Consider the following 23,586-nt stretch of genomic DNA (forward strand, 5'->3'; position numbering starts at 1 on the left):
TTCACAAGCTTTTTAACGGCTTTCCGCATTTTCTTGGGTGTCGGCTCTTTTGCAATTCTCAATCGCTCATAGCCCAAGGATTTAAGGGGTTCTGCCGTCGCTTCGCTAATTGCGGCAATCCACAAAGGGGCTGATCCGGTCCAGACGTCGGCAAATTGTCGCGCGGTACGCGGCGAAAAGATCGGCACGATTATGGGTGAGGAACCGCTGGCTGCCTCGCTTGCTTCTTCCGTCAATGGCAGCAGGCGCTGCTGATAAACCGGCTGTTCCAGCGTGGTCAGACCCAGTTCGGTCAGGCGTTCAGCTATGTTGCCGCGGCTGTGCTCGCCCCGCAGATGCAGTAAGGGGCTTTCGGGGCGGAGCTGCAATAAGGCGGCGACAAGTTCCTCGGCCGTTCCGCCAACCATCTGGGCCTGCCAGCCAGCTCCTTTGGCTGTACCCGTGGTCGCTGGACCTACGCAAAAGGCTGGCAAACGTTGATCAACACCCATGGAAGCTGCTGCATTCACAGCGTTGGCTGAGGTAAAAATCAGGCCCCGGACACCAGTGGTCACCACCTGAACCGGCAGAGGGCGAATATCCAATAATGGGGAATGGATGATCGTGACCCGTGATCTTGTGCGGGTCGGCAGCTGCGCAACAAACCTCTCTGAGGCGGCGCGAGGGCGGGTCATCAACAAATACAACGGTCGGCGCCTTCGGCCTTGAGGATTGTTTGCATCCGCGCAGGGTGATACCCCGCTTGGCAATCATGATGCAACGGATCAGGCCCATGGTGCAAACACTTACCGTCCTTGGATTGGAAAGCAGCTGTGATGACACAGCCGCCGCAGTTGTGCGCCAGACAGAGGGGTCGCAAGCCGAAATTCTGTCGTCGGTCGTACACGGCCAGACCGAGTTGCACAGCGCCTTCGGCGGTGTCGTACCTGAAATCGCCGCACGCGCGCACGCCGAAAAGCTGGACGTCTGTGTTGTTCAGGCTTTGGAAGCGGCAGATATGGATCTGAAGGACTTGGACGCCATCGCCGTGACAGCCGGGCCAGGATTGATCGGCGGGGTCATGTCTGGGGTCATGTGCGCCAAGGGATTGAGTGCTGCAACCGGGCTACCGCTGATCGGGGTTAACCATCTTGCCGGGCATGCTCTGACGCCGCGCCTGACTGATGGAATCGCGTATCCCTACCTCATGCTTCTGGTTTCGGGTGGTCATTGCCAATATCTGATTGCCCATGGCCCGGAAAAATTCACCCGTCTGGGCGGCACCATTGATGATGCCCCCGGTGAAGCCTTCGATAAAACTGCGCGCCTTCTGGGATTGCCGCAACCCGGTGGGCCATCGGTCGAGGCCGAAGCGCGATCCGGTGACCCAAAGCGGTTCCGTTTTCCTCGCCCTTTGCTGGATCGGCCCGGATGCGATCTGTCCTTCTCGGGGCTGAAAACTGCACTGATGCGAATGCGGGATCAGATTGTCGCCGAAAAGGGCGGCCTGACTCGACAGGATCGCGCCGATCTGTGTGCCGGATTTCAGCAGGCCGTAGTGGACACGCTGGCGGAAAAATCCCGCCGGGCAATTGCCCTTTACCTTGAAGAAAACCCATCCGACCCGGTCATAGCAGTCGCCGGAGGCGTTGCAGCCAATGCAGCTATTCGATCCGCGTTAGAGACTGTTTGTGCAGATTTGGGCGCTCGGTTCACTGCGCCACCGCTGAACCTTTGCACCGACAACGCCGCCATGATCGCCTATGCGGGTATGGAACGTTTCAGAACCGGGGCACAAGACGGTCTGGATCTAACTGCACGTCCCCGATGGCCATTGGATAAAACCAGCCCCGCCATGCTTGGCAGCGGCAAGAAAGGCGCAAAGGCATGAGCGTTTCGGTTCTGGGTTCCGGCGCTTTTGGTACCGCATTAGCAATATCGCTTGCAGGCAAAGGACCGGTCACCCTTTGGGCACGCGATGCTGATCACGCACAGCGAATGCAAGAAACGCGGGAAAACTCCGGGCGCTTGCCGGGTGTCGCGTTATCACCTCAAATCTCTATAACCGCCGACATTAGAGAAGCAGTTGAGGCAGATACGCTGTTGCTGGCGGTGCCAATGCAAAAGCTACGTGCGGCATTATCCGAGCACGCAGATGCTCTGGCCGGTAAGACACTGGTCGCCTGCTGCAAAGGTATCGAGTTGTCTTCGGGTCTCGGACCAATCTCGGTCATCATACAGACGATTCCCGATGCGCGCCCGGCGTTGCTCACCGGGCCCAGCTTTGCCGATGACATTGCGCGCGGACTGCCAACGGCCCTTACCCTCGCCTGTGGTGATGCAGAACTGGGACAAGCCCTGCAAGAGGAGCTGACCACCGCCAATCTACGCCTTTATCGCACGACCGACACGATCGGGGCCGAACTGGGTGGCGCGCTTAAGAATGTCATGGCCATCGGCTGTGGTGCCTGTATCGGAGCCGGTCTGGGCGACAGTGCTCGTGCAGCTTTGATGACCCGTGGTTTCGCCGAAATGCAGCGCTTTGCTGCCAGACGTGGCGCACGAGCCGACACTCTGATGGGATTGTCAGGCCTTGGTGATCTGGTCCTGACCTGCTCGTCAGAACTGTCACGGAACTATCGTTTTGGCCTCTCGCTGGGGCGTCACGAAAACTTTGATGCCAGTACCACAGTCGAAGGCGTTGCCACCGCCCGCGCCATGTCAGATATCGCGAGATCGGAAGAGCTGGATATGCCCATCAGCACAACGGTGGCGGAACTCAGCCACGGCACATACAGTGTGACCGAGGCGATTCAATCACTGCTCAATCGCCCACTTAAGGAGGAATAACATGCTGATCGCCCTGATCGCCCGTGACAAGGACGGCGCCCTGCAGACCCGTTTGGACAACCGCGCCGCACATTTGGCCTATATCGAAGAGACCGGTGTCGTCTCGCAGGCCGGGCCGTTGCTGGATGGTGAAAACATGATCGGTTCGCTGATTATTCTCGATGTCGAGGATATGGCGACAGCTCAGGAATGGGCGGCAAGTGATCCGTATGCGTTGGCTGGTCTGTTCTCTTCCGTCGAACTGATCCCCTGGAAAAGAGTTATAGGCTGATGGCGTATTGGTTATTCAAATCCGAACCCTCGACCTGGAGCTGGGACCAGCAGGTTGCCAAAGGTGAAGCTGGCGAAGAATGGGATGGTGTGCGCAACTATCAGGCGCGCAATTTCATGCGGGATATGAAAATTGGTGACCGTGGGTTCTTTTACCATTCGCAGAAAGACAAGGCGATCGTCGGAATCGTCGAGGTCTGTGCCGAGGCCCATCCCGACAGCACAACTGATGACGAACGCTGGGAATGCGTTGATATCAAGGCGATTCGGCCTTTCACCAATGCTGTGACACTGGATCAGATCAAGGCGGACGAGCGTTTGGGAGAGATGGTTCTGGTCAAGAATTCGCGCCTGTCAGTGCAGCCCGTCAGCGAAGCAGAATGGTCGGTGATCTGTGATCTTGGTCAGACTCGCGCTGACTGAAATCACATCCCTCAATCGTGCTCGACAAGCACCTCAACCGCCTTTTGCTTGATCACGCAGCCATCAGTGGAGATGGCGGTGACCTTGCCTTTGACTGATGGACCAAACCCAAGCGGTGAATGTTCGTGGTCCCTGGGTGTGACGAACATGTTGATCGTTTGCGGAGCAGGCCCCTGAGGCACGCGCCCGGTTGGTGGTGGCACTGCATCTGCAGTGGATCCTTCAGTCGCGATCCAGGAAAAACCGGTATACAGCCATTGATTGCCGGCACCGCCTGAATTGATCGTGAATTGATGCGTCAATGTACGGCCTACCTCATGAAACAAGGTCCCATTGATCGTATTGGCCGTGATATTGATGATCTGATTGCTGGGTATAAAGAACAGGTGCTCGTCTACATTATCCTGGTTTGAGGATTCGACGACGATGTTGCTGGAATCCAATTCCAGCGTTTCCCCGAACAATCCGCAACTTCCAACAGGAAATGGCCCGAAAGAAATAATTGCGGATTCCCCTGGATTCAGGGCCGGTCCACTTTGGGCAAGCTGGATGATCGTATGTGTCGCCGGATCACCCGGACGCCAGCCAACGCTGGTGACATTGCGCTGAAACACCCATTGAACCACCGTTTCCGTGATCAGATAGCCCGCAGGGACGGGGCTGCTGCCCGCATTGGTGATTTCGTGGGAGATTGTTATCGCAGTTGTTCCGCGCGGCAGGATGTCGACAGGACCATTGATCCCAAATCCATCCACCTCGATCTCGGTGGATCCAGGCACATATACCTTGGGTTCGACCCAAACCAGATTGGCACAGGAAGCTAACAGAAAGACGGCAACAGGAAACAGTACAGTTGGCTTTTTCAACATAACACGGCCCCTCGTCATGGTTGAAAGCCGTATTATGTTAACACTTATCGGTCAGAACCCAAAATTCAACCGTTTTCGCAGATCCACTCCAGAACCATCGAAGCGATCTGGTCAGAGTTGTCATCCATCATCATCGCGTGGGTATTTCCGGTAATCCCCAAAGCAGGCAGGTCGAGAGTTTTAGCCGCACACCCCTCAGATTGCAGTTGATCGACATACCCATTGGTTGCACTGCGATAGGCCTTCCAGATTGCAAACCTCTCGACATTGTCACCCCAGATGAACAAATGCGGCACCTGCGCAGCCCGACCTGTTGCAGATGGCACAGAAGCCGGTTCAATAATCACAACGCCTCTGAAGAGCTCCGGATGGGTTGCGGCGGCCTCGAGCGCGAGATTTCCACCCTGGCTATGCGCGATCAACCAAACCGGACCAACCTGCTGCAAGGCTTGATAATAGGCGTCGAGCGTGATGTCCGCATGAGTGACCCAGCGCGGTACGAACTGCGCCCCAAACGATTCCAGATCACTCATCGGAAACCTGACCGCGTCGAATGGATGCTGTTCAGCCACTTCAGGCGTGTAGGTATCGGCAGGCCCAAACCGAAACATGTTCCAGACGTCGTTCAGAGTGCGAAAGACAGGCGCTTCCTTATAGATCTGGGGATAGGGTGACCAGCTCGCCCGACCACGCTCGACAGCATCACAGACAAAGGTATCGAACCCGGCGTTCAGGAAATAGCTATGCCAACCAGGCCGTCCATCGGGCGTCGTCTCCCACATTGCGCCTGTCATGCCGCCCCCGTGCCAAAACATCAGGGGGGCATCAAAGGTGGGTGCAACCTGTCGCAGATACTGAACATAACATTGCCCGGTAATGTAGTCGCCGTTCATGTCGACCGTTCGAGCGGGGGCATTTCGGGCCACCTGTACTTGCTGTACCGGCTGGTCCGTCAGGGTCACCCGGCGGCCACCCGCAAAGAAACTGCCGATCTCTTTGATCCGCACGCCAGGGTTTTCTTCGGAAGAGCAGTTCATGGATGGCATCAATGCCTCGCGAACAGTGAAGAAGATGAACCCAGCCTATCGAGCGACAGTCTTGATATCAAATGAGCTTTTTGAAACTTCGGGAGGGCCTGAACGATACAGAACCCTCCCTACCCCGCGTGCTCCCTACTCACCACACGCGTATGGAATATTCTGGTTCTGACCGTCCTGGTCGTAAGGTGACATTACCCGGTATCCGTCAGCCGGATCAAACACGGACTTCTTAAATTATGTCTCAAATGCAAAACGCCCGCTGGTTTCCCAACGGGCGCAAGAAAATGTCAAAGGGAGTGTTAGCTGTAGACAGCCTCTTTGCCGAAATGCTTGGTCAGCATGTAGTAGACGACAGCGCGGTATTTGTTCCGCTCGGACATGCCATAGGTTTCCATGGCTTTGTTGATCGCTTCCATCAGCTCGGGACCATCGGACAGGCCCAGTTTTTTGATCAGAAAGTTGTTCTTGACCGTTTCCAACTCGCTATCCTGGCTGGCTGCGACGGTTTCGGCATCCGCGTCATAAATTGCAGGACCGCACCCGATGGTGACCTTGGTCAACAGGTCCATATCAGGTTCCATACCGCACTTGTTTTTCAGGTCTTCGGCATATTTGGCGATCAGTTCGTCGCGTTTTCCCATAGTCGTCTCCTGGTTCAGGTTTATTTATGGCCATTCCAGCACCGCCAATACGGTAACGGCCACAAGAATTTGCACAAAGGGAAAAATCAGCGGCATTCCCCCTAAGCAGTTCCCGACCCTACAGCAGGCTTGATTTCGCCCCCTCCTTTATTTAACTTATATGTTAAATTATAGGATAAGGAGATTATCATGCCCGTTTCCCTGCCCAATGAAAGCCCCGAGTACAGAACCGCACGCAACAGATTGTTATCCGCCGAAGCCGAACTGCGCGCCAAAGTGGAAGAAGTAGCCAGCCTGCGACGCGGACTACCCAATGGCGGGGCGGTTCCGCAGGACTATGCGCTTCGGTCAGATCGTGGAGCACCAGCACCTTTGTCGTCCTTGTTCGGATCACATGACACCTTAGCCATCTACTCTCTTATGTATGGACCAGATGCGCAGGCACCCTGCCCGATGTGTTCGGCCTTTCTGGATGGGTTGAATGGGCAGGTCCCACATATCTCCCAGAAAATTGCGTTTGCTGTCGTGGCACAAAACACCTGTGAAAAGCTGGCTGAGTTGAAGGCGACTATGGGGTGGAGCGATCTGCCGCTTTATTCCGCGCTGGGCACGGACTATCAGCGCGACTATCTGGCCGAAGCCGAGGACGGAAGCCAACTGCCGATCCTGAACGTCTTTCAGCGCGATCAGGACGGTATCAGTCATTTCTGGAGTTCCGAACTGTTCTTTGAGCCCAGCGACTGGCACCCGCGGCACGTGGATGCAGCATGGCCTTTGTGGAATATCCTGGATTTTACTCCACGGGGCCGAGGCGATTTCTTTCCGTCTCTACGCTGACGGCCTGCCAAGCGAACTTAGCGGCAATAGCCCCAGCCTGGACCCTGCAGGTGAAAGTGATCGGCGTGCAAGTGATTGAAATCCGGGCCCAGAACCACCCGAAACCAGTCACATGCGCCGCGCCAGATCTGGCGCAAAAATGCACCCTCAGGACCCGCCGCCTGCCAGTCTGACAGCAATGTCAGGCTACGCCCGTCGTCAAGTCGCACACCGACGATGTCTATGGCATCGGCCTTTGCATGGCTGCTCCAGGCGCTGGTCTCGCCTTGCGTGGTGCGCATCTGGCGGCAGTTATAGCTGCCGACGTGCCGCAGCTGATTGACCCGCGTTCCCAGATGTTCTTGCGCGGCAGGCTGGACCACATGATATTCCCACATCGTCAATCGCAGAGCCGTCGTGCAACTCGTTTCAACGGCGTTCACACCTGCTGAAGTCAGCCTAGACAGCAGACCCCGACCCGGAATGCCGCAATTTTCGCTTTCTATCAGATCATCCATCGCCGCAAAGGAAACACCTGCCTCAGCCAGCGTTGCGCGGCACTGCGACTCATCGGCCAGGGCGCGATTAAGCTGAAACCGGGTGATCGGAGTGATTGGTGCGGTCACTTTCAATTCACGTAACGGGTTCCAATGCGACGGTACGGGTGTTTCAGGATGCGCCAGCAGAAACCACCCGCCGCCCCCGAACAGGATGACCACAACAGCGACCCTGAAAGCAAAAGACGCCGCCGATAACAGAAATCGGCGGCGTCCGGATTGCTTGCTCATGCGTCTTTCGCACTTAGTAGCGGTAATGTTCCGGCTTGTACGGACCTTCGGGCTTAACGCCGATATAGGCCGCTTGCTCGTTGTCCATTTTGGTCAGCTTGACGCCGATGCGATCCAGGTGCAGACGCGCAACTTTCTCATCCAGGTGCTTAGGCAGGATGTAGACGTCATTTTTGTACTCGTCACCCTTGGTGAACAGTTCGATCTGCGCCAGAACCTGGTTGGTGAACGAGGCCGACATCACGAAGGACGGGTGGCCGGTGGCGTTGCCAAGGTTCAGCAGACGGCCTTCGGACAGAAGGATGATGCGGTTGCCCGAGGGCATCTCGATCATGTCCACCTGTTCCTTGATGTTGGTCCACTTATGGTTCTTCAGGCTGGCCACCTGAATTTCGTTGTCGAAGTGACCAATGTTGCCAACGATGGCCATGTCCTTCATCTCGCGCATATGCTCGATGCGGATCACGTCCTTGTTGCCGGTTGTGGTAATGAACACGTCAGCGGTGGCAACTTCGTCTTCCAGCAGTGTGACTTCAAAGCCGTCCATCGCAGCCTGCAGGGCACAGATCGGATCAACTTCAGTCACTTTCACACGGGCACCTGCGCCTGCCAGCGAAGCGGCCGAGCCTTTGCCCACGTCACCGTAACCGCAGACCACGGCGACCTTACCGGCCAGCATTGTGTCGGTGGCGCGGCGGATGCCGTCGACCAGCGACTCCTTACAACCGTATTTGTTGTCGAATTTCGACTTGGTGACGCTGTCGTTCACGTTAATTGCCGGGAACGGCAAATGGCCTTCTTTCACCAGCTGATACAGACGGTTCACACCAGTGGTTGTTTCCTCGGAAACGCCTTTGATCTGATCACGCATCTTGGTGAACCAGCCAGGGCTTGCCGCCATACGCTTGGCGATCTGCTTCTTGATCACCTCTTCCTCTTCCGAACCCGGAACAGGGATAATGTCTTCGCCCGCTTCGGCACGTGCGCCCAACAGGATGTACAGAGTGGCGTCGCCGCCATCGTCCAGGATCATGTTCGGGCCTTCGTCGAACAGGAACGATTTGTCCAGGTAGTCCCAGTGCTCTTCCAGTGTCTGGCCCTTGATGGCGAAGACGGGGATACCTGCTTCGGCAATCGCGGCGGCGGCGTGATCCTGGGTCGAGAAGATGTTGCACGACGCCCAGCGCACGTCGGCGCCCAGCGCAACCAGCGTTTCGATCAGAACAGCTGTCTGGATAGTCATGTGCAGCGAGCCGACGATGCGCGCACCCTTAAGGGGCTTGCTTTCCCCGTACTCGGCGCGCAGCGACATCAGTCCCGGCATTTCTGTTTCGGCAATATCCAGTTCTTTGCGGCCGAATCCGGCCAACGAAATGTCCTTAACGATATAGTCCCCGGCCATCAGATGCTCCATTCCGGTAAATTTCGATCCGGGGTGCCACTAGCATCACTTTATGCAAGTGGCAACGGAGATAGGCGGAAACAGGTCTGACGCCTTCAAAATCAGCTCGGCGTGCCGTCTATTTTCACTTTAGGTATCGCTTCAAAAAAATCCGTGCCGGCGGCAACAATACAGCTAATGCCGTTGGCTTGGGTCAGCAGAACGGTATAGGTTCCCGTTTCCTTCGAGGACCAGACCTCCATGACCGATTGCGCTCCGCGCGACTTTTGCAGGCCTCCAAAGGTCAATTCTTCAGAGTAGCTATTCTGCAATTTGGCAATGACATCATCACGTTGCGCACAGCTTTGGGCAAAAGCGGGCGGTGCAGTGGCAGCCATTCCAAAGGTCAGGGATATTGCGAACAAACGCTTGAACATGACAAGCTCCTTTCGATACGAGTTCCGTTTCGTTTCGAGAGGGGCACACTGGGAGGAGTATGCACCCCCCTCAGTCCTTAATGTCGGGATCGCTACACACCATTTCAAAGCACGAATGCTCAAGAAAACGTTGGCAGCCGGTGATCCTGACAGATACATCTTAGCACAAAAATCCGAATTCAATGTGTCCCACTTCACAAGGCATGGCATAATGGCAACACAACCCAGAGCATGGCAGAGAATGCTGTCCGGCCGCAGGCTGGATCTGCTGGATCCGACGCCCGTGGATATCGAGATAGAAGATATCGCCCACGGTCTGGCGTTTGTCGCACGTTGGAACGGGCAAACTGCGGGTGATTTCGCCTATTCCGTGGCCGAGCATTCCCTTCTGGTAGAAGAGCTTTTTGGCCGCATTGCCCCCAAAGCACCGATAAAATGGCGGCTGGCGGCCTTGTTACATGATGCGCCGGAATATGTGATCGGGGACATGATTTCGCCCGTCAAATCTGCCGTCGGCCCCGAATACGGTGCGCTGGATGATCGTCTGGCCGCAGCGATCCATATCCGGTTCGGCCTACCCGCGGCAGTGCCTAAAACCGTGAAGCGGCAAATCAAGAAGGCCGACAAGATCAGCGCCTGGATGGAGGCAACACAGATCGCGGGCTTTTCTGAGCCTGAGGCAACAAAGTTCTTTGGCCGACCGGATAAGGCAGTGATGGAGGGGTTAGAGATCAGACTCAGACCGCCGGTCGAGGTGCGGCGGGCATATACAGAGCGTCATCAGAAACTGCTGCAAGTTATCTAATATCGAGCACAAACTGTCTTTTCAGCTCGGTGGAATGTATTCAGAATTTCTGTATGCAATTTTACGTAAGAATGAACATCAGTAGGCATGCGAACCCAATAATAGATAGCCAACCGATAACTTGATAAAAGAATCTCAGGTCTTCAGATTTTACCTTCAGAATGGTGTCGCTTACCGAAGACGGTTTGGTTTTCCATCTCTTGAACATTCGCGGAATTACCGCTGCGCTACCATGAGCGATGCCCATTGTCGTTAAAGGAACTGCTACACCCAACCCAAATGCGCTGGCTGTAAACCCACTTGTGGTCCACGGTTCATTCCACGCATTTGAAACGACGCCTATAATAATTGCGAGAGAAAGCAAGTTTACGATACACATCACCATTGCGCCGACGCGCTGCGGAAGGGTGACAGGTGCTGAGTATGCTAATCCAAATAGAATTTTTTTGAACACACGCCCATAACTCACCGCGGGCTGCGCTTAGCCAAGATCCGCTGCAAAGTCCGACGGTGCATGTTCAGGCGGCGCGCCGTCTCGGAAACGTTCCGATCACACAATTCATAAACCCGCTGGATATGCTCCCAGCGCACACGGTCCGCGCTCATGGGGTTTTCCGGCGGTGGGGGCAGTTCGTCACCCTTGGCCAGCAAGGCATTGGTGATGTCGGTGGCATCGGCCGGTTTGGACAGATAATCCGTCGCCCCGATCTTCACCGCTGCAACGGCGGTGGCAATCGCACCGTAGCCTGTCAGAACCACCACACGACTGTCGGGGCGCTTTTCCCGCAGCACCTCGACAACATCCAGCCCGTTGCCATCCTCTAGCCGAAGGTCAACCACCGCATAGGCAGGCGGGCGCGCGGTAGCGATTGCGCGGCCTGCAGCGACAGAGCCGGCGGTCTCAATCTCGAATCCGCGCTTTTCCATGGCCTTTGCCAGACGTCTCAGAAACGGCTCGTCATCGTCCACCAGAAGCAGGGATTTGTCGGGGCCGATTTCCAGCTGAGAAGTGTCTGCCATATGTGGGTCTTTCCATTCTGTCTTGCCGTTGGCTTGCTAAGAAGTATTAGCAGCGCCGCAACAAAGGTCAAATTACCTGTTTCTGTTACATCTTATCCAGGAAGCAACCGACCTTGTCCGCCATCTGTTCAGCGGTATCGTCACGATTGAAGAACTCAATAAAGCCGTCCTCGGGCGTAACCAGATAGGTAAAGGTCGAGTGATCGACCAGATAATACTCGTCGCTCTTGTCCTGCGCCTTATAATAGGTCTTGTAGGCCCGGCTGGCGGCTTTGACCTGCTCAGGCGACCCAGTCAGGGCGATGGTCTTGCCGCCAAGGTTGAAGGCATAATCCCCGACGACCTCGGGCGTGTCGCGTTCCGGGTCGATTGAGATGAACAGTGGCGTGACGGATTGCCCGCGCTCGGCGAGGATATCGATGGCATCCGCGTTTCGCGACATGTCAAACGGGCAGACATCGGGGCAGAAGGTGTAGCCAAAGTAGACAAGGGTCGGCTCGGTGATCACATCCTTGTCGGTAACGGTTTCGCCCTTGGCGTTGATCAACTCGAAAGGTCCGCCAATCGCTGCGGTACCGCCTGCGATCTGGCTTGACCGGCACTGCGCGAACTTGTCATCGGAACCCGCTCCACGCGTGAGCAGCCACATGGCACCCAGACCGACGGCCAGAACAACAGTTGCGAGTATGGCGTATATGCGGACCATGATTAAAATCCTGACACAGGGTGTTGTTGATCGTTTCGACCGGGACACCTATCAAGATGATCAGCCGACGCAATAGGACATAATTGACCGATGAAGAATTCCAATATCAGCCTTTGGCGCGGACAGGAGAGAAGCAGCTGGATCAGGCTGCGGACCCTTATTCTGCTGCGCTGGGTGGCGATCATCGGTCAGATTACCGCGATCACGGTCGCCCAGCAGACCTATCACGTTCAGCTGGAACTGGGCCTGTGTTATATGGCCATTGGGGTTTCGGTTCTGGGGAATCTGACCGCCATTTTGCTGTTTCCACAGAACAAACGCCTGTCAGAGTTCGAGAACTTTCTGATGGTTTTGTTCGACCTACTGCAATTGGCATTCCTGTTGTATCTCACCGGTGGTTTGAACAACCCCTTTGCCCTGCTTCTTGTCGGTCCGGTCACAATTTCCGCAAACGTCATGAGCACGCGCTCTACCATGATTGTTGGTGGCGTTGCCGTTGTGCTGACCACATTGCTGGCGCAGTTTCATCTGCCGTTGCACACGGATTTGGGTCTTGTTCTGGATATTCCTGATATCCTTCTGTTCGGAAACTGGGCCGCTATCGTCATCGCCATCGTGTTCCTGGGCGCTTATTCGCATCGTGTCAGCTCCGAAGTTCAATCCATGTCCGAGGCATTGGCTGCGACTCATATGGCACTGGCACGTGAACAGAAGCTGACCGATCTGGGTGGCGTTGTCGCCGCCGCTGCCCATGAGCTGGGGACGCCCCTTGCAACGATCAAATTGACCAGTTCCGAACTGATCGAAGAATTGGATGACCGCCCCGATCTTAAGGAAGATGCAGCGCTTATTCGGGAGCAAGCCAATCGCTGCCGAGATATCCTGAGGGATATGGGGCGCGCGGGTAAAGATGATCTGCATCTGCGCCAGGCTCCGCTATCGGCGGTAATCCACGAAGCCGCCGAGCCACATATCCATCGTGGCAAATATGTGCATTTCGAAGAGGGCCCGGGTCAGGGTGGCGATGTGCAGCAACCTTCGATCCTGCGCAAACCCGAGATCATTCACGGCCTGCGCAACTTGATCCAGAACGGCGTGGATTTCGCCCGCGCCAATGTCTGGGTCGATGCGGAATGGACCGATAGCTGGATCACCGTCAGCATCATGGATGACGGACGCGGATACCCTTCGCAAATGATTGGACGGATCGGTGATCCGTTCATGCGACGTCGACGCGCCGAGAACGATCAACGCACACGGCCTGAATACGAGGGTATGGGTCTGGGGCTGTTTATCGCAAAAACTCTGTTGGAGCGGAGTGGTGCCGAGCTCAAATTCGCAAATGGTTCGGACCCCTATCAAACCTTGACGGATCAACCCGATCGCAGGGGGGCAATCGTCAAAGTGATCTGGCCCCGAAACCTGATCGACGCCCAAACTGGTGATACCCCGGTCCCGTCCGGTGTAAACCAGCAGATCAAGATCTGAATTAAGACACCGTTAACCATTGTAAATCATAGTCACGTCCAGTTTTTCAGGGCGGGACGATATATGGCGGATTGGATCATTCTGGCTGCGATTAGCCTGGTCTCGTCCAGCCTTGCGGTTCAGTGGCTATTGCCGCGCCGACCACGGCACGGGGACAATTTTGGCCTTTCATCTCCACAATCCCTGTACGATGCGGTGTTCCTTTTCGACGGAGACCGGCTGATCAGTCACTCGGACATCGCATTGTCGGGGTATGAAACTGTCAGCGACTGGAATGATCTTAGACGATTGCTGCAGCGCGATTTTCCTGCCTTTCCTGAAACGCCCGAAGTCGTTCGTGATCAGGGCAATCTTGTTGTCACGGCCATCGACTGCACAGTCGAACGAGAAGTTCTGTGTGAGTGGATTGATGGTATCATCCGGGTCCAGTTGCGAGATCTGACAGGTAGCCCCAATCAGGCACGGCGCGATCCCAATGACCCTGTACGTCTGGCGATGGACAAAGCGCCCTATCCCGTCTGGCTTTTGGATCACGCTGACAAGGTCAGGTGGTGCAATGCAGCTTATGTTTCTCTGGTGCGAAAGGCCCGTGGTCAGGACGCGGACCTGACAGATCCACTGTTTCCCGCACAAAAGGATGAAGCTCATTTTGGCAAAAAAACCCGGGCAGCAATTGGTGTTGAGGGTAACAACAACAAGCTTTGGTTTGATCTGACGCGAACGGATCGCGAAGAAGGCCAACTGGGCTATGCAGTCGACATCAATGCGATTGTCGAAGCTGAAACAACCCAGCGTAAATTCGTCCAGACGATGACCAAGACCTTTGCGCAACTATCCATCGGTCTGGCGATTTTCGATCGCAATCGCCAGCTTGCACTGTTCAATCCGGCACTGATCGATCTGACCACCCTGCCCCCGGATTTCCTGAGTTGCCGCCCCAGCCTGTCGAGCTTTTTTGACCGTCTGCGGGATCAACATATGATGCCGGAGCCCAAGAACTACCGCAGCTGGCGCAGCCAGATGAACGATCTGCTCGAGGCTGCCGAAGATGGAAATTATCAGGAAACCTGGTCGTTGCCTTCCGGTTCTGTTTACTCTGTCAGTGGACGCCCACATCCTGATGGCGCCGTTGCATTTCTATTTGAGGATATTACGGCCGAAATAACCCTGACACGCCGGTTTCGTTCAGAAATGGACCTGATGCAGTCCATTCTGGACAAGCTGGCAGACGCCATTGCAGTTTTTGCCGATGACGGAACCCTCGCCTGCACCAACTACGCCTATCAGCTAATGTGGGGCGATGATCATGAGACGGGTTTTGAACCTGCGAGCGTGCTCGAGGTCACCCGACAGTGGCAGGAACAGTGCGCCGCGACTCCGGTCCTTGGCGAAATTCGCGATTTCGTCGAAATGCGTGAAAATCGGGCTGAATGGTCCGCTGATATGCGTATGCGCAATGGCACTATGATTGCCTGTACCATCAGCCCGATGCAAAACGGTGCAACCATCGTGCGCTTTGCCGTTGATCCCAAAGTGACCAAGGCTTCCGAATTGCGGCAAATCTCGGCCTGAACCGGGTTGCAGCGGCCAAGTCGCGGGTCCATTGTGGCACCATGAATTCGCCGCTCTCAATTGCTTTGCACTCACCCGAAGAAACCGCTGAACTGGCCACACGTTTGGGTGCCGGGCTGCTGCCCGGTGACATCCTGTTGCTGGACGGCACAATTGGCAGCGGCAAAACACATTTCGCCCGTAGCCTGATCCAGTCGGTGATGCAGGAACCCGAAGATGTCCCCTCGCCGACCTTCACTCTGGTACAGGTCTATGACACGGATAAGGGTGAAGTCTGGCATTCCGATCTCTACCGGCTGTCCGACGTTGAAGAGATTGAAGAGCTTGGCCTGACCGAAGCCTTCGACACCGCAATCTGCCTGATCGAATGGCCTGACAAGCTGGGATCGCTGACGCCAGCCTCTGCCCTGATGCTGAGCTTCAAAACAGATGATGACGAGGAAGAATTGCGCACCATGACAATCACATGGTCTGACCCAAAATGGGTTTCAAAGCTGGAGAGCCTTAGATGACAAACCGGGCAGTTCTGGCCGAAGCCCTGATCGCGCAAACGCCTTGGGTGGGCTCTACCCACGCACCGTTAGCTGGTGACGCGTCGAACCGCCGGTATGAGCGGCTGACCGACCCTGAGACTGGCCGCACAGCTGTGCTGATGGATGCGCCGCCTGAAAAGGGCGAGGACGTCAAAGCCTTTGTGCGTGTTGCGGAATATCTGCGCTCCATTGGCCTCAACACACCTGAAATCTACGCAGAAGATGCGCATTACGGCTTTCTGTTGCTCGAAGATTTGGGGGATGATCTGTTTGCGCGGGTTCTGCAAACAGAACCAAAGCTGGAACGTACGCTGTATGAGGCAGCTACAGATGTTCTGGTACACCTGCACGAGGCTCCGGTACTGTCTTTGGACAGTTATGACCCTTCCCTGATGACAGAGTATTCATCGCTTGCCTTCACCAAATACGCACAAGGCATCCTTGGAACGCATGATGGTGACGCGCGCAGCCGATTTGAGCACCGCTTTGCCGACATCCTGCATCAGGAAACCTCCGGAACACGCGTCGTTGTTTTGCGCGACTACCATGCCGAGAACCTGATCTGGTTGCCGGATCGGGACGGAATCCAGCGCGTCGGCCTGCTGGATTTTCAAAGCGCAATGCTGTGTCATCCGGCCTATGATCTGATGTCTTTGCTTCAGGATGTGCGCCGCACTGTTCCGGCTGGGATAGAAATGCGCATGATCGACCGCTACATCGCCGCAAGCGGTGTAGATGGTCACGATTTCCGCACCGCATACAGTGTTCTTGGAGCGCAGCGAAACCTACGCATTCTCGGTGGCTTTGCGCGTCTGGCAACGGACTACGGGAAACCGCAATACATCGACCTGATTCCTGCTGTATGGGCACATCTGATGCGCGATCTGGAACATCCGGCGCTGATTGCGATCGCGGATCTGGTGCGTAGCGCACTACCAGAACCCACACCGGAAAATCTGGACAGGCTGAGGCCGCAATGACCCAAAGCCCCCAATCCATAATGATGTTTGCTGCCGGGTTCGGCACCCGCATGGGTGCGTTGACCCGCGACAAGCCGAAGCCCCTGATCGAGGTTGCAGGCAAACCCCTGATCGACCACGCGCTTGATCTTGTGGACGAACTGCGCCCGATTAAGGTGGTCGCAAACGCCCATTATCGCGCTGATCAACTTGAGGCACATCTGGCGCCAAAAAACGTTGTACTGTCACGTGAAGAACCGGATATTCTGGAAACCGGTGGAGGATTGCGTGCCGCGCTTCCGTTACTAGGCACCAAACCTGTTTTTACCATGAACACCGATGCCATCTGGGCCGGTCCGAACCCTCTGAAACTGCTGCAGGAAACCTGGGATCCTGATCGGATGGATGCGTTGCTCATGTGCATCCCCGTCGAACAGACTATTGGACATTCTGGTCAGGGTGATTTCACGATCGATGAGGATGGCCGGATCACCCGGGGGCCCAGTCTGATCTATGGCGGTGCTCAGATCCTGAAAACCGACGGGCTGCGCGCGTTTCAGCAAAAGGCGTTTTCGCTAAACCTGCTCTGGGACCAGATGCACAATCAAAAGCGGTTGTTTGCCGTTCAGTATCCTGGGCGGTGGTGTGATGTTGGCCGACCCGAAGGTATCGCAATGGCCGAAGGTCTTCTGGCGGATGTTTGAGCCCAGCACCCTGCCCCGTGTCTTTGCAGTGCCACCCGGCACAGATTTTCCCAAAGCATTGGTTCGTGGTCTGCAATTGCGGTCCGCGCATTTTCCTCCGGAAGCACTGGCGCGCGCGCAGCTGGTCGTGAACACAAGACGCATGGCACGACGGGTGCGTGATCTGTTCGATCAGGGACCGGCTTGTCTGTTACCGAAACTCTCGCTGGTCACCGATCTGGGTGAAAACGTCGATCTGGCTAAAATACCGCCTGCAATTCCACCTTTGCGCCGCAGGTTGGAATTGACCCAGCTTATTGCCAGACTTCTTGAACAACAGCCTGATCTGGCTGCGCGGTCTTCATTGTTTGACCTGTCCGACAGTCTGGCCGCCCTGATTGACGAGATGCAGGGTGAAGGCGTATCTCCGGACGCTATCCGCCAACTGGATGTAAGCGATATGTCAGGTCACTGGGCACGGGCTCAGGCCTTTATCGGTATCGCGGATCACTTCATCGATTCAGATGAGGACGCGCTCGACGTAAACGCGCGACAACGTCGGGTGGTGGAGAATCTGATCGCACGCTGGCAGGTAGCGCCGCCTCAGCATCCGGTCATTCTGGCAGGCTCGACCGGTTCGCGCGGGACGACGTTGATGCTGATGCAGGCCGTCGCGCGATTGCCTCAGGGGGCGTTGGTTTTGCCCGGGTATGACTTTGACCAACCGGATCACGTCTGGCGTCGGCTGGATGATGCGCTGACATCAGAGGATCATCCGCAATACAGATTCCGCAAACTGATGCGCGAGTTGGATCTAGAGCCGGATCAAATTCAACACTGGACGGATGAACTGGCCCCCTCACCTTCTCGTAACCAGTTGATATCTCTTGCATTACGACCAGCGCCCATAACCGATGCCTGGATGACCGAAGGTCCCCAGCTGGCCAATCTGGACAAAGCAACCGCAGATCTGACTCTGGTCGAAGCCCAGTCGCCACGGGCTGAGGCCTTGGCCATTGCGCTGCGCCTGCGGCAAGCGGCTGAGACTGGCCAAACCGCTGCCCTGATCACGCCTGACCGAATGCTAACCCGTCAGGTCAGTGCAGCACTGGACCGTTGGAACATCCTGCCGGATGACAGTGCTGGTTTGCCACTGCAACTGTCACCTCCCGGCCGGTTCCTACGCCATGTTGCCGGATTGCTTGCGCGACGTCTGGATGGCGAGGCATTGCTTACACTGCTTAAGCACCCCTTGTGCCATGACGGCGAGGATCGCGGGGCGCATTTGCTACACACGCGCGATCTGGAACTGGATTTGCGCCGCCACGGACCCCCAGTCCCTGACAGTGACAGCCTGACCAAAGCCGCCATTCGCAAGGAAATCCCTGAGGACTGGGTAAACTGGGTTTCCACTCACTTCTGTGATCAACAGATTCCGGGCGAACGCCCGCTGGTGGACTGGGTCAAGCACCTGCGCAAACTGGCCGAAGCGATTTCGGCAGGGAGTTCGGATGAAACCGGCACGCTGTGGGATAAGAATGCAGGGCAGAAGGCGCTGACAGTTCTGACCTCATTGGAAGACGAAGCCAAACATGGCGGCGCAATGACCGCTCATGATTTTGCCGATCTTCTGGGCGCATTGCTTGCTGGTGAAGAAGTGCGCGACCGGGATGCACCGCACCCGCGCATCATGATCTGGGGCACGCTTGAGGCGCGCGTTCAGGGCGCCGATCTTCTGATCCTAGGCGGTTTGAACGAGGGCAGCTGGCCCGAAGCGCCATCTCCGGATCCGTGGCTTAACCGGCAAATGCGGGACAAGGCGGGCCTTTTGCTGCCGGAACGGCGCATTGGGCTATCTGCGCATGATTTCCAACAAGCTGTTGGTGCGCCCGAAGTTTGGCTGACACGGGCGACCCGCTCTGATGACGCCGAAACTGTTCCATCCCGTTGGCTGAACCGCATGACCAACCTTCTGCAAGGGTTATCGGGGCAGGGCGGCCCTGAAGCCTTGGCCGGTATGAAAGCGCGGGGCCAGCAATGGCTGGACTGGTCAGAAACCCTTGAAGATGCGCCCGAGATTGTAGCTGCGCAACGCCCATCACCCCGTCCGCCGGTTGCGGCGCGCCCAAAACGGCTGACGGTGACCGAGATCAAGCGCCTGATCCGCGATCCTTACGCAATTTATGCCAAGCATGTACTGCGACTGAAGCCTCTGGATCCTCTGGTGCAGGCACCCGATGCGTTGCTGCGTGGTATCGTGATCCACGAGATACTTGAACATTTCATTCAGGACAGCGTTCTGGATAGTGCGTTGTTGTCACGTGAGAATTTCATGAAACGCGCTGAGGCTTTGCTGGATGAACACGTAGCCTGGCCCACGGCACGCAAGTTGTGGCTGGCGCGTCTGGAACGAATTGCCGATGACTTTCTGCAGGCCGAAATCGGACGTCGCGGGGATGGCGGTCCCGTCGCCTTTGAAGCCACAATGAAGCTGGTCTTGTCACCGCTTGATTTCACCATCGCCGGGCGTGCTGATCGGATCGATCGCAATAGCCGCGGCGCGTTGCGGATCGTCGACTATAAAACCGGCACACCTCCAACTGAAAGCCAGCAGGCGAAATTCGACAAACAGCTGCTGATCGAAGCCGCCATGGCAGAGCAGGGCGGTATTGAAGGGTTTGATCCCTTACCCGTCGCTGAGGCGGTGTTTATCGGCATGGGCGGAACCTACAAAGAGGTTCGCGCACCACTGACAAAAGAACCGCCTGAAAAGGTTCTTGCAGAGTTGAAAGTGCTGATTTCCTCTTATTTAGAGCCTGATCAGGGTTTCTCGTCCCGGCGGATGCTGCACAAGGATACTGATATTGGTGACTATGATCATCTTGCCCGGTTTGGTGAGTGGGATCGTACGGCGGAAACACATCCCGAGGACGTGAAATGAGCCCGCGCAACGACGCAACCGAGCGGCAGGTGCAAGCGGCGCGACCTGATGCCTCGACCTGGTTGGCTGCCAATGCCGGATCGGGAAAAACGCGCGTTCTGACCGACCGCGTCGCCCGCCTTTTGCTGGACGGGGTTCAACCACAGCACATCCTGTGTCTGACCTACACCAAGGCCGCTGCCAGCGAGATGCAGAACCGCCTGTTCAAGCGCCTTGGCGAATGGGCAATGCTGGGTGACGAACGCCTCCTGAAACAACTGACTGATTTGGGCGTGCATGGAGTTATCACGCCCGAACGATTGGGGCAGGCGCGAACCTTGTTTGCGCGCGCGATCGAGACCCCGGGCGGTCTGAAAATTCAAACCATTCACTCATTCTGCGCATCACTGCTTCGGCGGTTTCCTCTGGAGGCTGGCGTCAGCCCTCAATTCGCCGAGATGGAAGATCGCGCTGCATCCCTGTTGCGCGAAGAAATCGTTGAGGATTTCGCCGACGGCCCTCAGGCCGGTCTGGTCGAAGATATTGCCCGATATGTCACCGATACTGGTTTTGACAAGCTGACAGCGGCGATCACGCAAAGACGCAGTCAGTTTGCTCAGCCGTTGGACTGGTCCGGCCTGCAGCAACGGTTTGGCTTGCCTGAAGGTTTCGACGAAGAGACCTTGCTGCGGCAGGTTTACCTTGGAGGCGAGGTCGAACTGATCCGTTCCATACTACCCGCACTGATCGAAAGCGGCGGCAATAACGCTAAGGCTGCTGCCAAACTGACTGGTTTTGACGAGCCACGGCTGAGCTACCTTCCGATACTTGAGGGTGTCTTTCTGACCGGAAAGTCCGCCAAAGAACCTTTCACGGCCAAACTCAACAGTTTCCCAACCAAGGCACTGCGCGAAGGCGTGGTGGCGGACCGAATGCCGCAGCTAGAGGCCTTGATGTTACGGGTCGAGGCCGCGCGCGAACATCGCCTCGCGCTTGTCGCGGCCCGGAAAACCGCTGTGCTGCACCGCTTCGCAACCGCGTTCTTGCCGGAGTATGAACGACGCAAGCAGCTGCGGGGTTGGTTGGATTTCGACGATCTGATCTTGCGGGCGCGACAGGTTCTGAACGATCCGGCAGTGGCTGAATGGGTGCTCTATCGTCTGGATGGCGGCATCGATCATATACTTGTGGACGAAGCTCAGGATACCAGCCCCGACCAGTGGGATGTGGTCGAAAAACTGGCACAGGAATTCACCAGCGGTGAGGGTGCGCGATCCGGCATCGAACGCACCATTTTTGTGGTCGGAGACAAGAAACAGTCGATCTACTCCTTTCAGGGTGCTGATCCACAGGCGTTTGACAGGATGCAGGCCGAATTTGGTCGGAAACTGGATGAATCAGGCTCTAAACTGTGGGATTCAACGTTGGAGTATTCATTCCGCTCCTCCAGCGCGATCCTTGGTCTGGTCGACATTCTGTTCGAAAATCAATCTGAGGCAGGGTTTCACAAGGACTCGTTGCACCGCGCCTTCAAAGCAGACTTGCCGGGCCGGGTGGACCTGTGGCCCGTGGTTGAAAAGGTCGATGATGAAGAAGAGGGTGACTGGACCGATCCTGTCGACCGACCAGGTGCCCGGCATCACACGGTCATTCTGGCCGAACAGGTAGCCAGCTCGATCAAATCAATGATCGAGCGCGGTGAAACAATCCCCGAGGACGGAGAGAAACCGGGCACCTTTGTTCGCCGCCGGGTTCAGCCAGGTGATTTCCTGATCCTTGTTCAGCGACGATCAGATCTGTTTGCCGAGATCATTCGAGCCTGCAAAGCAGCAGGACTACCGATTGCCGGAGCGGACCGACTGAAGGTCGGGGCAGAGTTGGCGGTTAAAGACCTTGCCGCCTTGCTTAACTTTCTGGCAACACCGGAAGACAGCCTCTCGCTTGCAACGGTTCTCAAATCCCCGTTGTTCGGCTGGACCGAGCAGCAGCTTTTCGATCTGGCGCATCGCCGCAAAGAAACTTTTCTGTGGGCGGCGCTACGCAACCGCGGTGAAGAATTCCCCGAAACGCTTGCGGTGCTGAACGATCTGCGGGGACAGATCGATTTCCTGCGTCCCTATGATCTGATCGAGCGCATACTGACCCGCCATGATGGACGTCGCAAACTGCTGGGCCGATTGGGAGCAGAGGCCGAAGACGGCATCAACGCGCTGCTTTCACAGGCTTTGGCTTATGAACGAACGGATATTCCCAGCCTGACCGGTTTTCTGGTCTGGATGCAGACCGATGATCTTGAGATCAAACGTCAAATGAGCGGCGTTGGAAATATGATCCGGGTGATGACGGTTCATGGATCAAAGGGGCTCGAGGCTCCGATTGTAATCTTGCCGGATACCGGCAAGAGGCAACCGCCGCGCGATGCCGAAATCATGGTCGCCGATGGCACACCTTTGTGGAAAGTCCCTGCGGACGTTTCCCCCGCACTCATTTCCCGCGCACGCGAAGAGGCCCGCTCCCGAGAAGAAAATGAACGGCTTCGCTTGCTGTATGTGGCTCTGACACGGGCGGAAAAGTGGTTGATTGTTGCTGCCGCCGGGGATGTCGGAAAGGATGGGACCAGTTGGTATCAGATGGTCGAGGCCGCGATGGAGCGGGCAGGGGCCACGCAACTGCCCGGGTCAGATATCCGCAGGCTTTCCCATGGTAACTGGGACGCGCCGCCCCTTGAGGAACGCGCCGAGCTAACGTCGCCTGTTGTGGAATTGCCGGTTTACTTCAACAAGCCTGCGCAGGAACCCGAAACACCCGCTGAAACCGTCAGCCCATCTGATCTGGATGGGGCAAAGGCACTGCCGGGTGACACCGGGCAGGATGAAGAGGCTGCCAAGCTGCGTGGAACGCAGCTGCACATGCTGCTTGAACACCTTCCGGTCACCGATCAACCTACGTGGCCCCAGCTTTGCGCGCGGCTTCTGCCCGATATGCATGAGGCGGATAGGGGAGAGCTTTTGGCCGAAGCTACCCGGGTTCTGACCGCACCCGATCTGCAATCCGTCTTTGCCGCTGACACGCTTGCTGAAGTGCCCGTGACAGCAACTCTTGGTGATCACCGGATGCACGGGGTGATCGACCGGCTGATCGTCACCGAAGCGGAGGTTCATGTGATTGATTTCAAATCAAATGCGACCGTTCCGACGAGTGCGGAATCCTGTCCCGAAGGTCTATTGCGTCAAATGGGTGCATATGCGCAGGCGATGGCACAGATCTATCCCGACCGGAAAATCCAAACGGCCATTCTGTGGACCCGGACGGCCAGCCTGATGTGGTTGCCACACGATCTTGTGACAGATGCACTGGCCCGCTACCGGATATCTTGACCTCCCCCAACACGACACCTACTTTCGAT

Annotated in this window: 22 protein-coding genes; 13 read left to right on the forward strand and 9 right to left on the reverse strand. The window is 56.3% G+C overall.

Annotated elements, in window-relative coordinates; genetic code table 11:
* A partial coding sequence (locus tag E1297_RS15440; RefSeq protein WP_155139721.1) for a uroporphyrinogen-III synthase occupies nt 1-674 on the reverse strand: 674 nt, incomplete at its 3' end.
* 98 nt (nt 675-772) lie between these two features.
* Between E1297_RS15440 and tsaD the strand changes: the two genes are divergently transcribed.
* The 4 genes from tsaD to E1297_RS15460 are packed head-to-tail and all read left to right on the forward strand — an operon-like array spanning nt 773 to nt 3,522.
* Entirely contained in the window at nt 773-1,870 is a 1,098-nt protein-coding gene (gene tsaD / locus E1297_RS15445; RefSeq protein ID WP_155139723.1) for a tRNA (adenosine(37)-N6)-threonylcarbamoyltransferase complex transferase subunit TsaD, read from the forward strand.
* Nucleotides 1,867-2,829, forward strand: a complete 963-nt coding sequence (locus E1297_RS15450; RefSeq protein WP_155139725.1) for an NAD(P)H-dependent glycerol-3-phosphate dehydrogenase — start codon at nt 1,867-1,869, stop codon at nt 2,827-2,829. The genes tsaD and E1297_RS15450 overlap by 4 nt, the downstream gene beginning before the upstream one ends.
* Nucleotide 2,830: 1 nt before the next feature.
* Complete coding sequence (locus tag E1297_RS15455) at nt 2,831-3,100, forward strand: YciI family protein (protein WP_155139727.1); 270 nt, start codon at nt 2,831-2,833, stop codon at nt 3,098-3,100.
* Entirely contained in the window at nt 3,100-3,522 is a 423-nt protein-coding gene (locus tag E1297_RS15460; RefSeq protein WP_155139729.1) for an EVE domain-containing protein, read from the forward strand. The genes E1297_RS15455 and E1297_RS15460 overlap by 1 nt, the downstream gene beginning before the upstream one ends.
* 11 nt (nt 3,523-3,533) lie before the next feature.
* On the opposite strand, the gene E1297_RS15465 is transcribed toward E1297_RS15460, so the two are convergent.
* The 3 genes from E1297_RS15465 to E1297_RS15475 form a co-directional block, all read right to left on the reverse strand.
* Nucleotides 3,534-4,391, reverse strand: coding sequence for a hypothetical protein (locus tag E1297_RS15465; protein WP_155139731.1), 858 nt, complete (start codon nt 4,389-4,391; stop codon nt 3,534-3,536).
* Nucleotides 4,392-4,456: 65 nt separating this feature from the next.
* On the reverse strand, nt 4,457-5,437 hold the full coding sequence (locus E1297_RS15470; protein WP_209015805.1) for an alpha/beta fold hydrolase: 981 nt from the start codon (nt 5,435-5,437) through the stop codon (nt 4,457-4,459).
* A gap of 293 nt (nt 5,438-5,730) precedes the next feature.
* Complete coding sequence (locus E1297_RS15475) at nt 5,731-6,072, reverse strand: DUF2853 family protein (RefSeq protein WP_155139733.1); 342 nt, start codon at nt 6,070-6,072, stop codon at nt 5,731-5,733.
* Nucleotides 6,073-6,261: 189 nt separating this feature from the next.
* Here E1297_RS15475 and E1297_RS15480 point away from each other — a divergent pair, with 189 nt between their 5' ends.
* On the forward strand, nt 6,262-6,909 hold the full coding sequence (locus tag E1297_RS15480; RefSeq protein ID WP_155139735.1) for a DUF899 family protein: 648 nt from the start codon (nt 6,262-6,264) through the stop codon (nt 6,907-6,909).
* 17 nt (nt 6,910-6,926) lie between these two features.
* On the opposite strand, the gene E1297_RS15485 is transcribed toward E1297_RS15480, so the two are convergent.
* The 3 genes from E1297_RS15485 to E1297_RS15495 all read right to left on the reverse strand — a co-directional run bounded on the left by E1297_RS15485 (nt 6,927) and on the right by E1297_RS15495 (nt 9,494).
* Nucleotides 6,927-7,676 carry an extensin family protein gene (locus E1297_RS15485; protein ID WP_155139737.1) on the reverse strand — a complete coding sequence of 250 codons (750 nt, stop codon included), beginning with the start codon at nt 7,674-7,676 and terminating at the stop codon, nt 6,927-6,929.
* 13 nt (nt 7,677-7,689) lie between these two features.
* The gene (gene ahcY, locus E1297_RS15490; RefSeq protein ID WP_155139739.1) at nt 7,690-9,078 is read right to left on the reverse strand and encodes an adenosylhomocysteinase; all 1,389 of its coding nucleotides are present in this window, start codon (nt 9,076-9,078) and stop codon (nt 7,690-7,692) included.
* 101 nt (nt 9,079-9,179) lie between these two features.
* Nucleotides 9,180-9,494, reverse strand: a complete 315-nt coding sequence (locus tag E1297_RS15495; protein WP_155139740.1) for a hypothetical protein — start codon at nt 9,492-9,494, stop codon at nt 9,180-9,182.
* A gap of 211 nt (nt 9,495-9,705) precedes the next feature.
* On the opposite strand from E1297_RS15495, the gene E1297_RS15500 reads away from it, so the two are divergent.
* Nucleotides 9,706-10,299, forward strand: a complete 594-nt coding sequence (locus tag E1297_RS15500) for an HD domain-containing protein (RefSeq protein WP_155139742.1) — start codon at nt 9,706-9,708, stop codon at nt 10,297-10,299.
* Between the two features lie 465 nt (nt 10,300-10,764).
* On the opposite strand, the gene E1297_RS15505 is transcribed toward E1297_RS15500, so the two are convergent.
* Nucleotides 10,765-11,319 (reverse strand): ActR/PrrA/RegA family redox response regulator transcription factor, encoded by a 555-nt coding sequence (locus E1297_RS15505; RefSeq protein ID WP_155139744.1) that lies wholly within the window; start codon nt 11,317-11,319, stop codon nt 10,765-10,767.
* 85 nt (nt 11,320-11,404) lie between these two features.
* Nucleotides 11,405-12,025 (reverse strand): SCO family protein, encoded by a 621-nt coding sequence (locus tag E1297_RS15510; protein WP_155139746.1) that lies wholly within the window; start codon nt 12,023-12,025, stop codon nt 11,405-11,407.
* 90 nt (nt 12,026-12,115) lie between these two features.
* On the opposite strand from E1297_RS15510, the gene regB reads away from it, so the two are divergent.
* The 7 genes from regB to addA all read left to right on the forward strand — a co-directional run bounded on the left by regB (nt 12,116) and on the right by addA (nt 23,557).
* Nucleotides 12,116-13,513: a sensor histidine kinase RegB gene (regB, locus tag E1297_RS15515; protein WP_155139748.1), complete on the forward strand. Its 1,398-nt coding sequence runs from the start codon at nt 12,116-12,118 to the stop codon at nt 13,511-13,513.
* 63 nt (nt 13,514-13,576) lie between these two features.
* Nucleotides 13,577-15,085, forward strand: coding sequence for a PAS-domain containing protein (locus tag E1297_RS15520; RefSeq protein ID WP_155139751.1), 1,509 nt, complete (start codon nt 13,577-13,579; stop codon nt 15,083-15,085).
* Nucleotides 15,086-15,126: 41 nt separating this feature from the next.
* Nucleotides 15,127-15,597: a tRNA (adenosine(37)-N6)-threonylcarbamoyltransferase complex ATPase subunit type 1 TsaE gene (gene tsaE, locus E1297_RS15525; RefSeq protein WP_155139753.1), complete on the forward strand. Its 471-nt coding sequence runs from the start codon at nt 15,127-15,129 to the stop codon at nt 15,595-15,597.
* A complete protein-coding gene (locus E1297_RS15530; protein WP_155139755.1) occupies nt 15,594-16,598 on the forward strand; it encodes an aminoglycoside phosphotransferase family protein in 1,005 nt (334 codons plus the stop codon). Before tsaE ends, E1297_RS15530 begins: the two co-directional genes overlap by 4 nt.
* The gene (locus E1297_RS15535) at nt 16,595-17,281 is read left to right on the forward strand and encodes a nucleotidyltransferase family protein (RefSeq protein ID WP_155139757.1); all 687 of its coding nucleotides are present in this window, start codon (nt 16,595-16,597) and stop codon (nt 17,279-17,281) included. The genes E1297_RS15530 and E1297_RS15535 overlap by 4 nt, the downstream gene beginning before the upstream one ends.
* Entirely contained in the window at nt 17,226-20,201 is a 2,976-nt protein-coding gene (gene addB, locus E1297_RS15540; protein ID WP_209015806.1) for a double-strand break repair protein AddB, read from the forward strand. Before E1297_RS15535 ends, addB begins: the two co-directional genes overlap by 56 nt.
* The gene (gene addA / locus E1297_RS15545) at nt 20,198-23,557 is read left to right on the forward strand and encodes a double-strand break repair helicase AddA (protein ID WP_155139759.1); all 3,360 of its coding nucleotides are present in this window, start codon (nt 20,198-20,200) and stop codon (nt 23,555-23,557) included. Before addB ends, addA begins: the two co-directional genes overlap by 4 nt.
* The last annotated feature ends 29 nt before the right edge of the window (nt 23,558-23,586 follow it).

The sequence above is a fragment of the Roseibium sp. RKSG952 genome, from assembly GCF_009711355.1.

What these genes read in the sequence shown, in the direction of transcription:
- E1297_RS15535 (WP_155139757.1), top strand. Translation starts at nt 16,595, where the DNA reads ATGACCCAAAGCCCCCAATCCATAATGATGTTTGCTGCCGGGTTCGGC.
- E1297_RS15530 (WP_155139755.1), top strand. Translation starts at nt 15,594, where the DNA reads ATGACAAACCGGGCAGTTCTGGCCGAAGCCCTGATCGCGCAAACGCCT.
- regB (WP_155139748.1), top strand. Translation starts at nt 12,116, where the DNA reads ATGAAGAATTCCAATATCAGCCTTTGGCGCGGACAGGAGAGAAGCAGC.
- E1297_RS15485 (WP_155139737.1), bottom strand. Translation starts at nt 7,676, where the DNA reads ATGAGCAAGCAATCCGGACGCCGCCGATTTCTGTTATCGGCGGCGTCT.
- addA (WP_155139759.1), top strand. Translation starts at nt 20,198, where the DNA reads ATGAGCCCGCGCAACGACGCAACCGAGCGGCAGGTGCAAGCGGCGCGA.
- E1297_RS15510 (WP_155139746.1), bottom strand. Translation starts at nt 12,025, where the DNA reads ATGGTCCGCATATACGCCATACTCGCAACTGTTGTTCTGGCCGTCGGT.
- E1297_RS15505 (WP_155139744.1), bottom strand. Translation starts at nt 11,319, where the DNA reads ATGGCAGACACTTCTCAGCTGGAAATCGGCCCCGACAAATCCCTGCTT.
- E1297_RS15520 (WP_155139751.1), top strand. Translation starts at nt 13,577, where the DNA reads ATGGCGGATTGGATCATTCTGGCTGCGATTAGCCTGGTCTCGTCCAGC.
- E1297_RS15470 (WP_209015805.1), bottom strand. Translation starts at nt 5,437, where the DNA reads ATGCCATCCATGAACTGCTCTTCCGAAGAAAACCCTGGCGTGCGGATC.
- E1297_RS15450 (WP_155139725.1), top strand. Translation starts at nt 1,867, where the DNA reads ATGAGCGTTTCGGTTCTGGGTTCCGGCGCTTTTGGTACCGCATTAGCA.
- tsaD (WP_155139723.1), top strand. Translation starts at nt 773, where the DNA reads ATGGTGCAAACACTTACCGTCCTTGGATTGGAAAGCAGCTGTGATGAC.
- E1297_RS15465 (WP_155139731.1), bottom strand. Translation starts at nt 4,391, where the DNA reads ATGTTGAAAAAGCCAACTGTACTGTTTCCTGTTGCCGTCTTTCTGTTA.
- E1297_RS15460 (WP_155139729.1), top strand. Translation starts at nt 3,100, where the DNA reads ATGGCGTATTGGTTATTCAAATCCGAACCCTCGACCTGGAGCTGGGAC.
- E1297_RS15455 (WP_155139727.1), top strand. Translation starts at nt 2,831, where the DNA reads ATGCTGATCGCCCTGATCGCCCGTGACAAGGACGGCGCCCTGCAGACC.
- E1297_RS15475 (WP_155139733.1), bottom strand. Translation starts at nt 6,072, where the DNA reads ATGGGAAAACGCGACGAACTGATCGCCAAATATGCCGAAGACCTGAAA.
- addB (WP_209015806.1), top strand. Translation starts at nt 17,226, where the DNA reads ATGTTGGCCGACCCGAAGGTATCGCAATGGCCGAAGGTCTTCTGGCGG.
- ahcY (WP_155139739.1), bottom strand. Translation starts at nt 9,078, where the DNA reads ATGGCCGGGGACTATATCGTTAAGGACATTTCGTTGGCCGGATTCGGC.
- E1297_RS15480 (WP_155139735.1), top strand. Translation starts at nt 6,262, where the DNA reads ATGCCCGTTTCCCTGCCCAATGAAAGCCCCGAGTACAGAACCGCACGC.
- E1297_RS15500 (WP_155139742.1), top strand. Translation starts at nt 9,706, where the DNA reads ATGGCAACACAACCCAGAGCATGGCAGAGAATGCTGTCCGGCCGCAGG.
- E1297_RS15495 (WP_155139740.1), bottom strand. Translation starts at nt 9,494, where the DNA reads ATGTTCAAGCGTTTGTTCGCAATATCCCTGACCTTTGGAATGGCTGCC.
- tsaE (WP_155139753.1), top strand. Translation starts at nt 15,127, where the DNA reads ATGAATTCGCCGCTCTCAATTGCTTTGCACTCACCCGAAGAAACCGCT.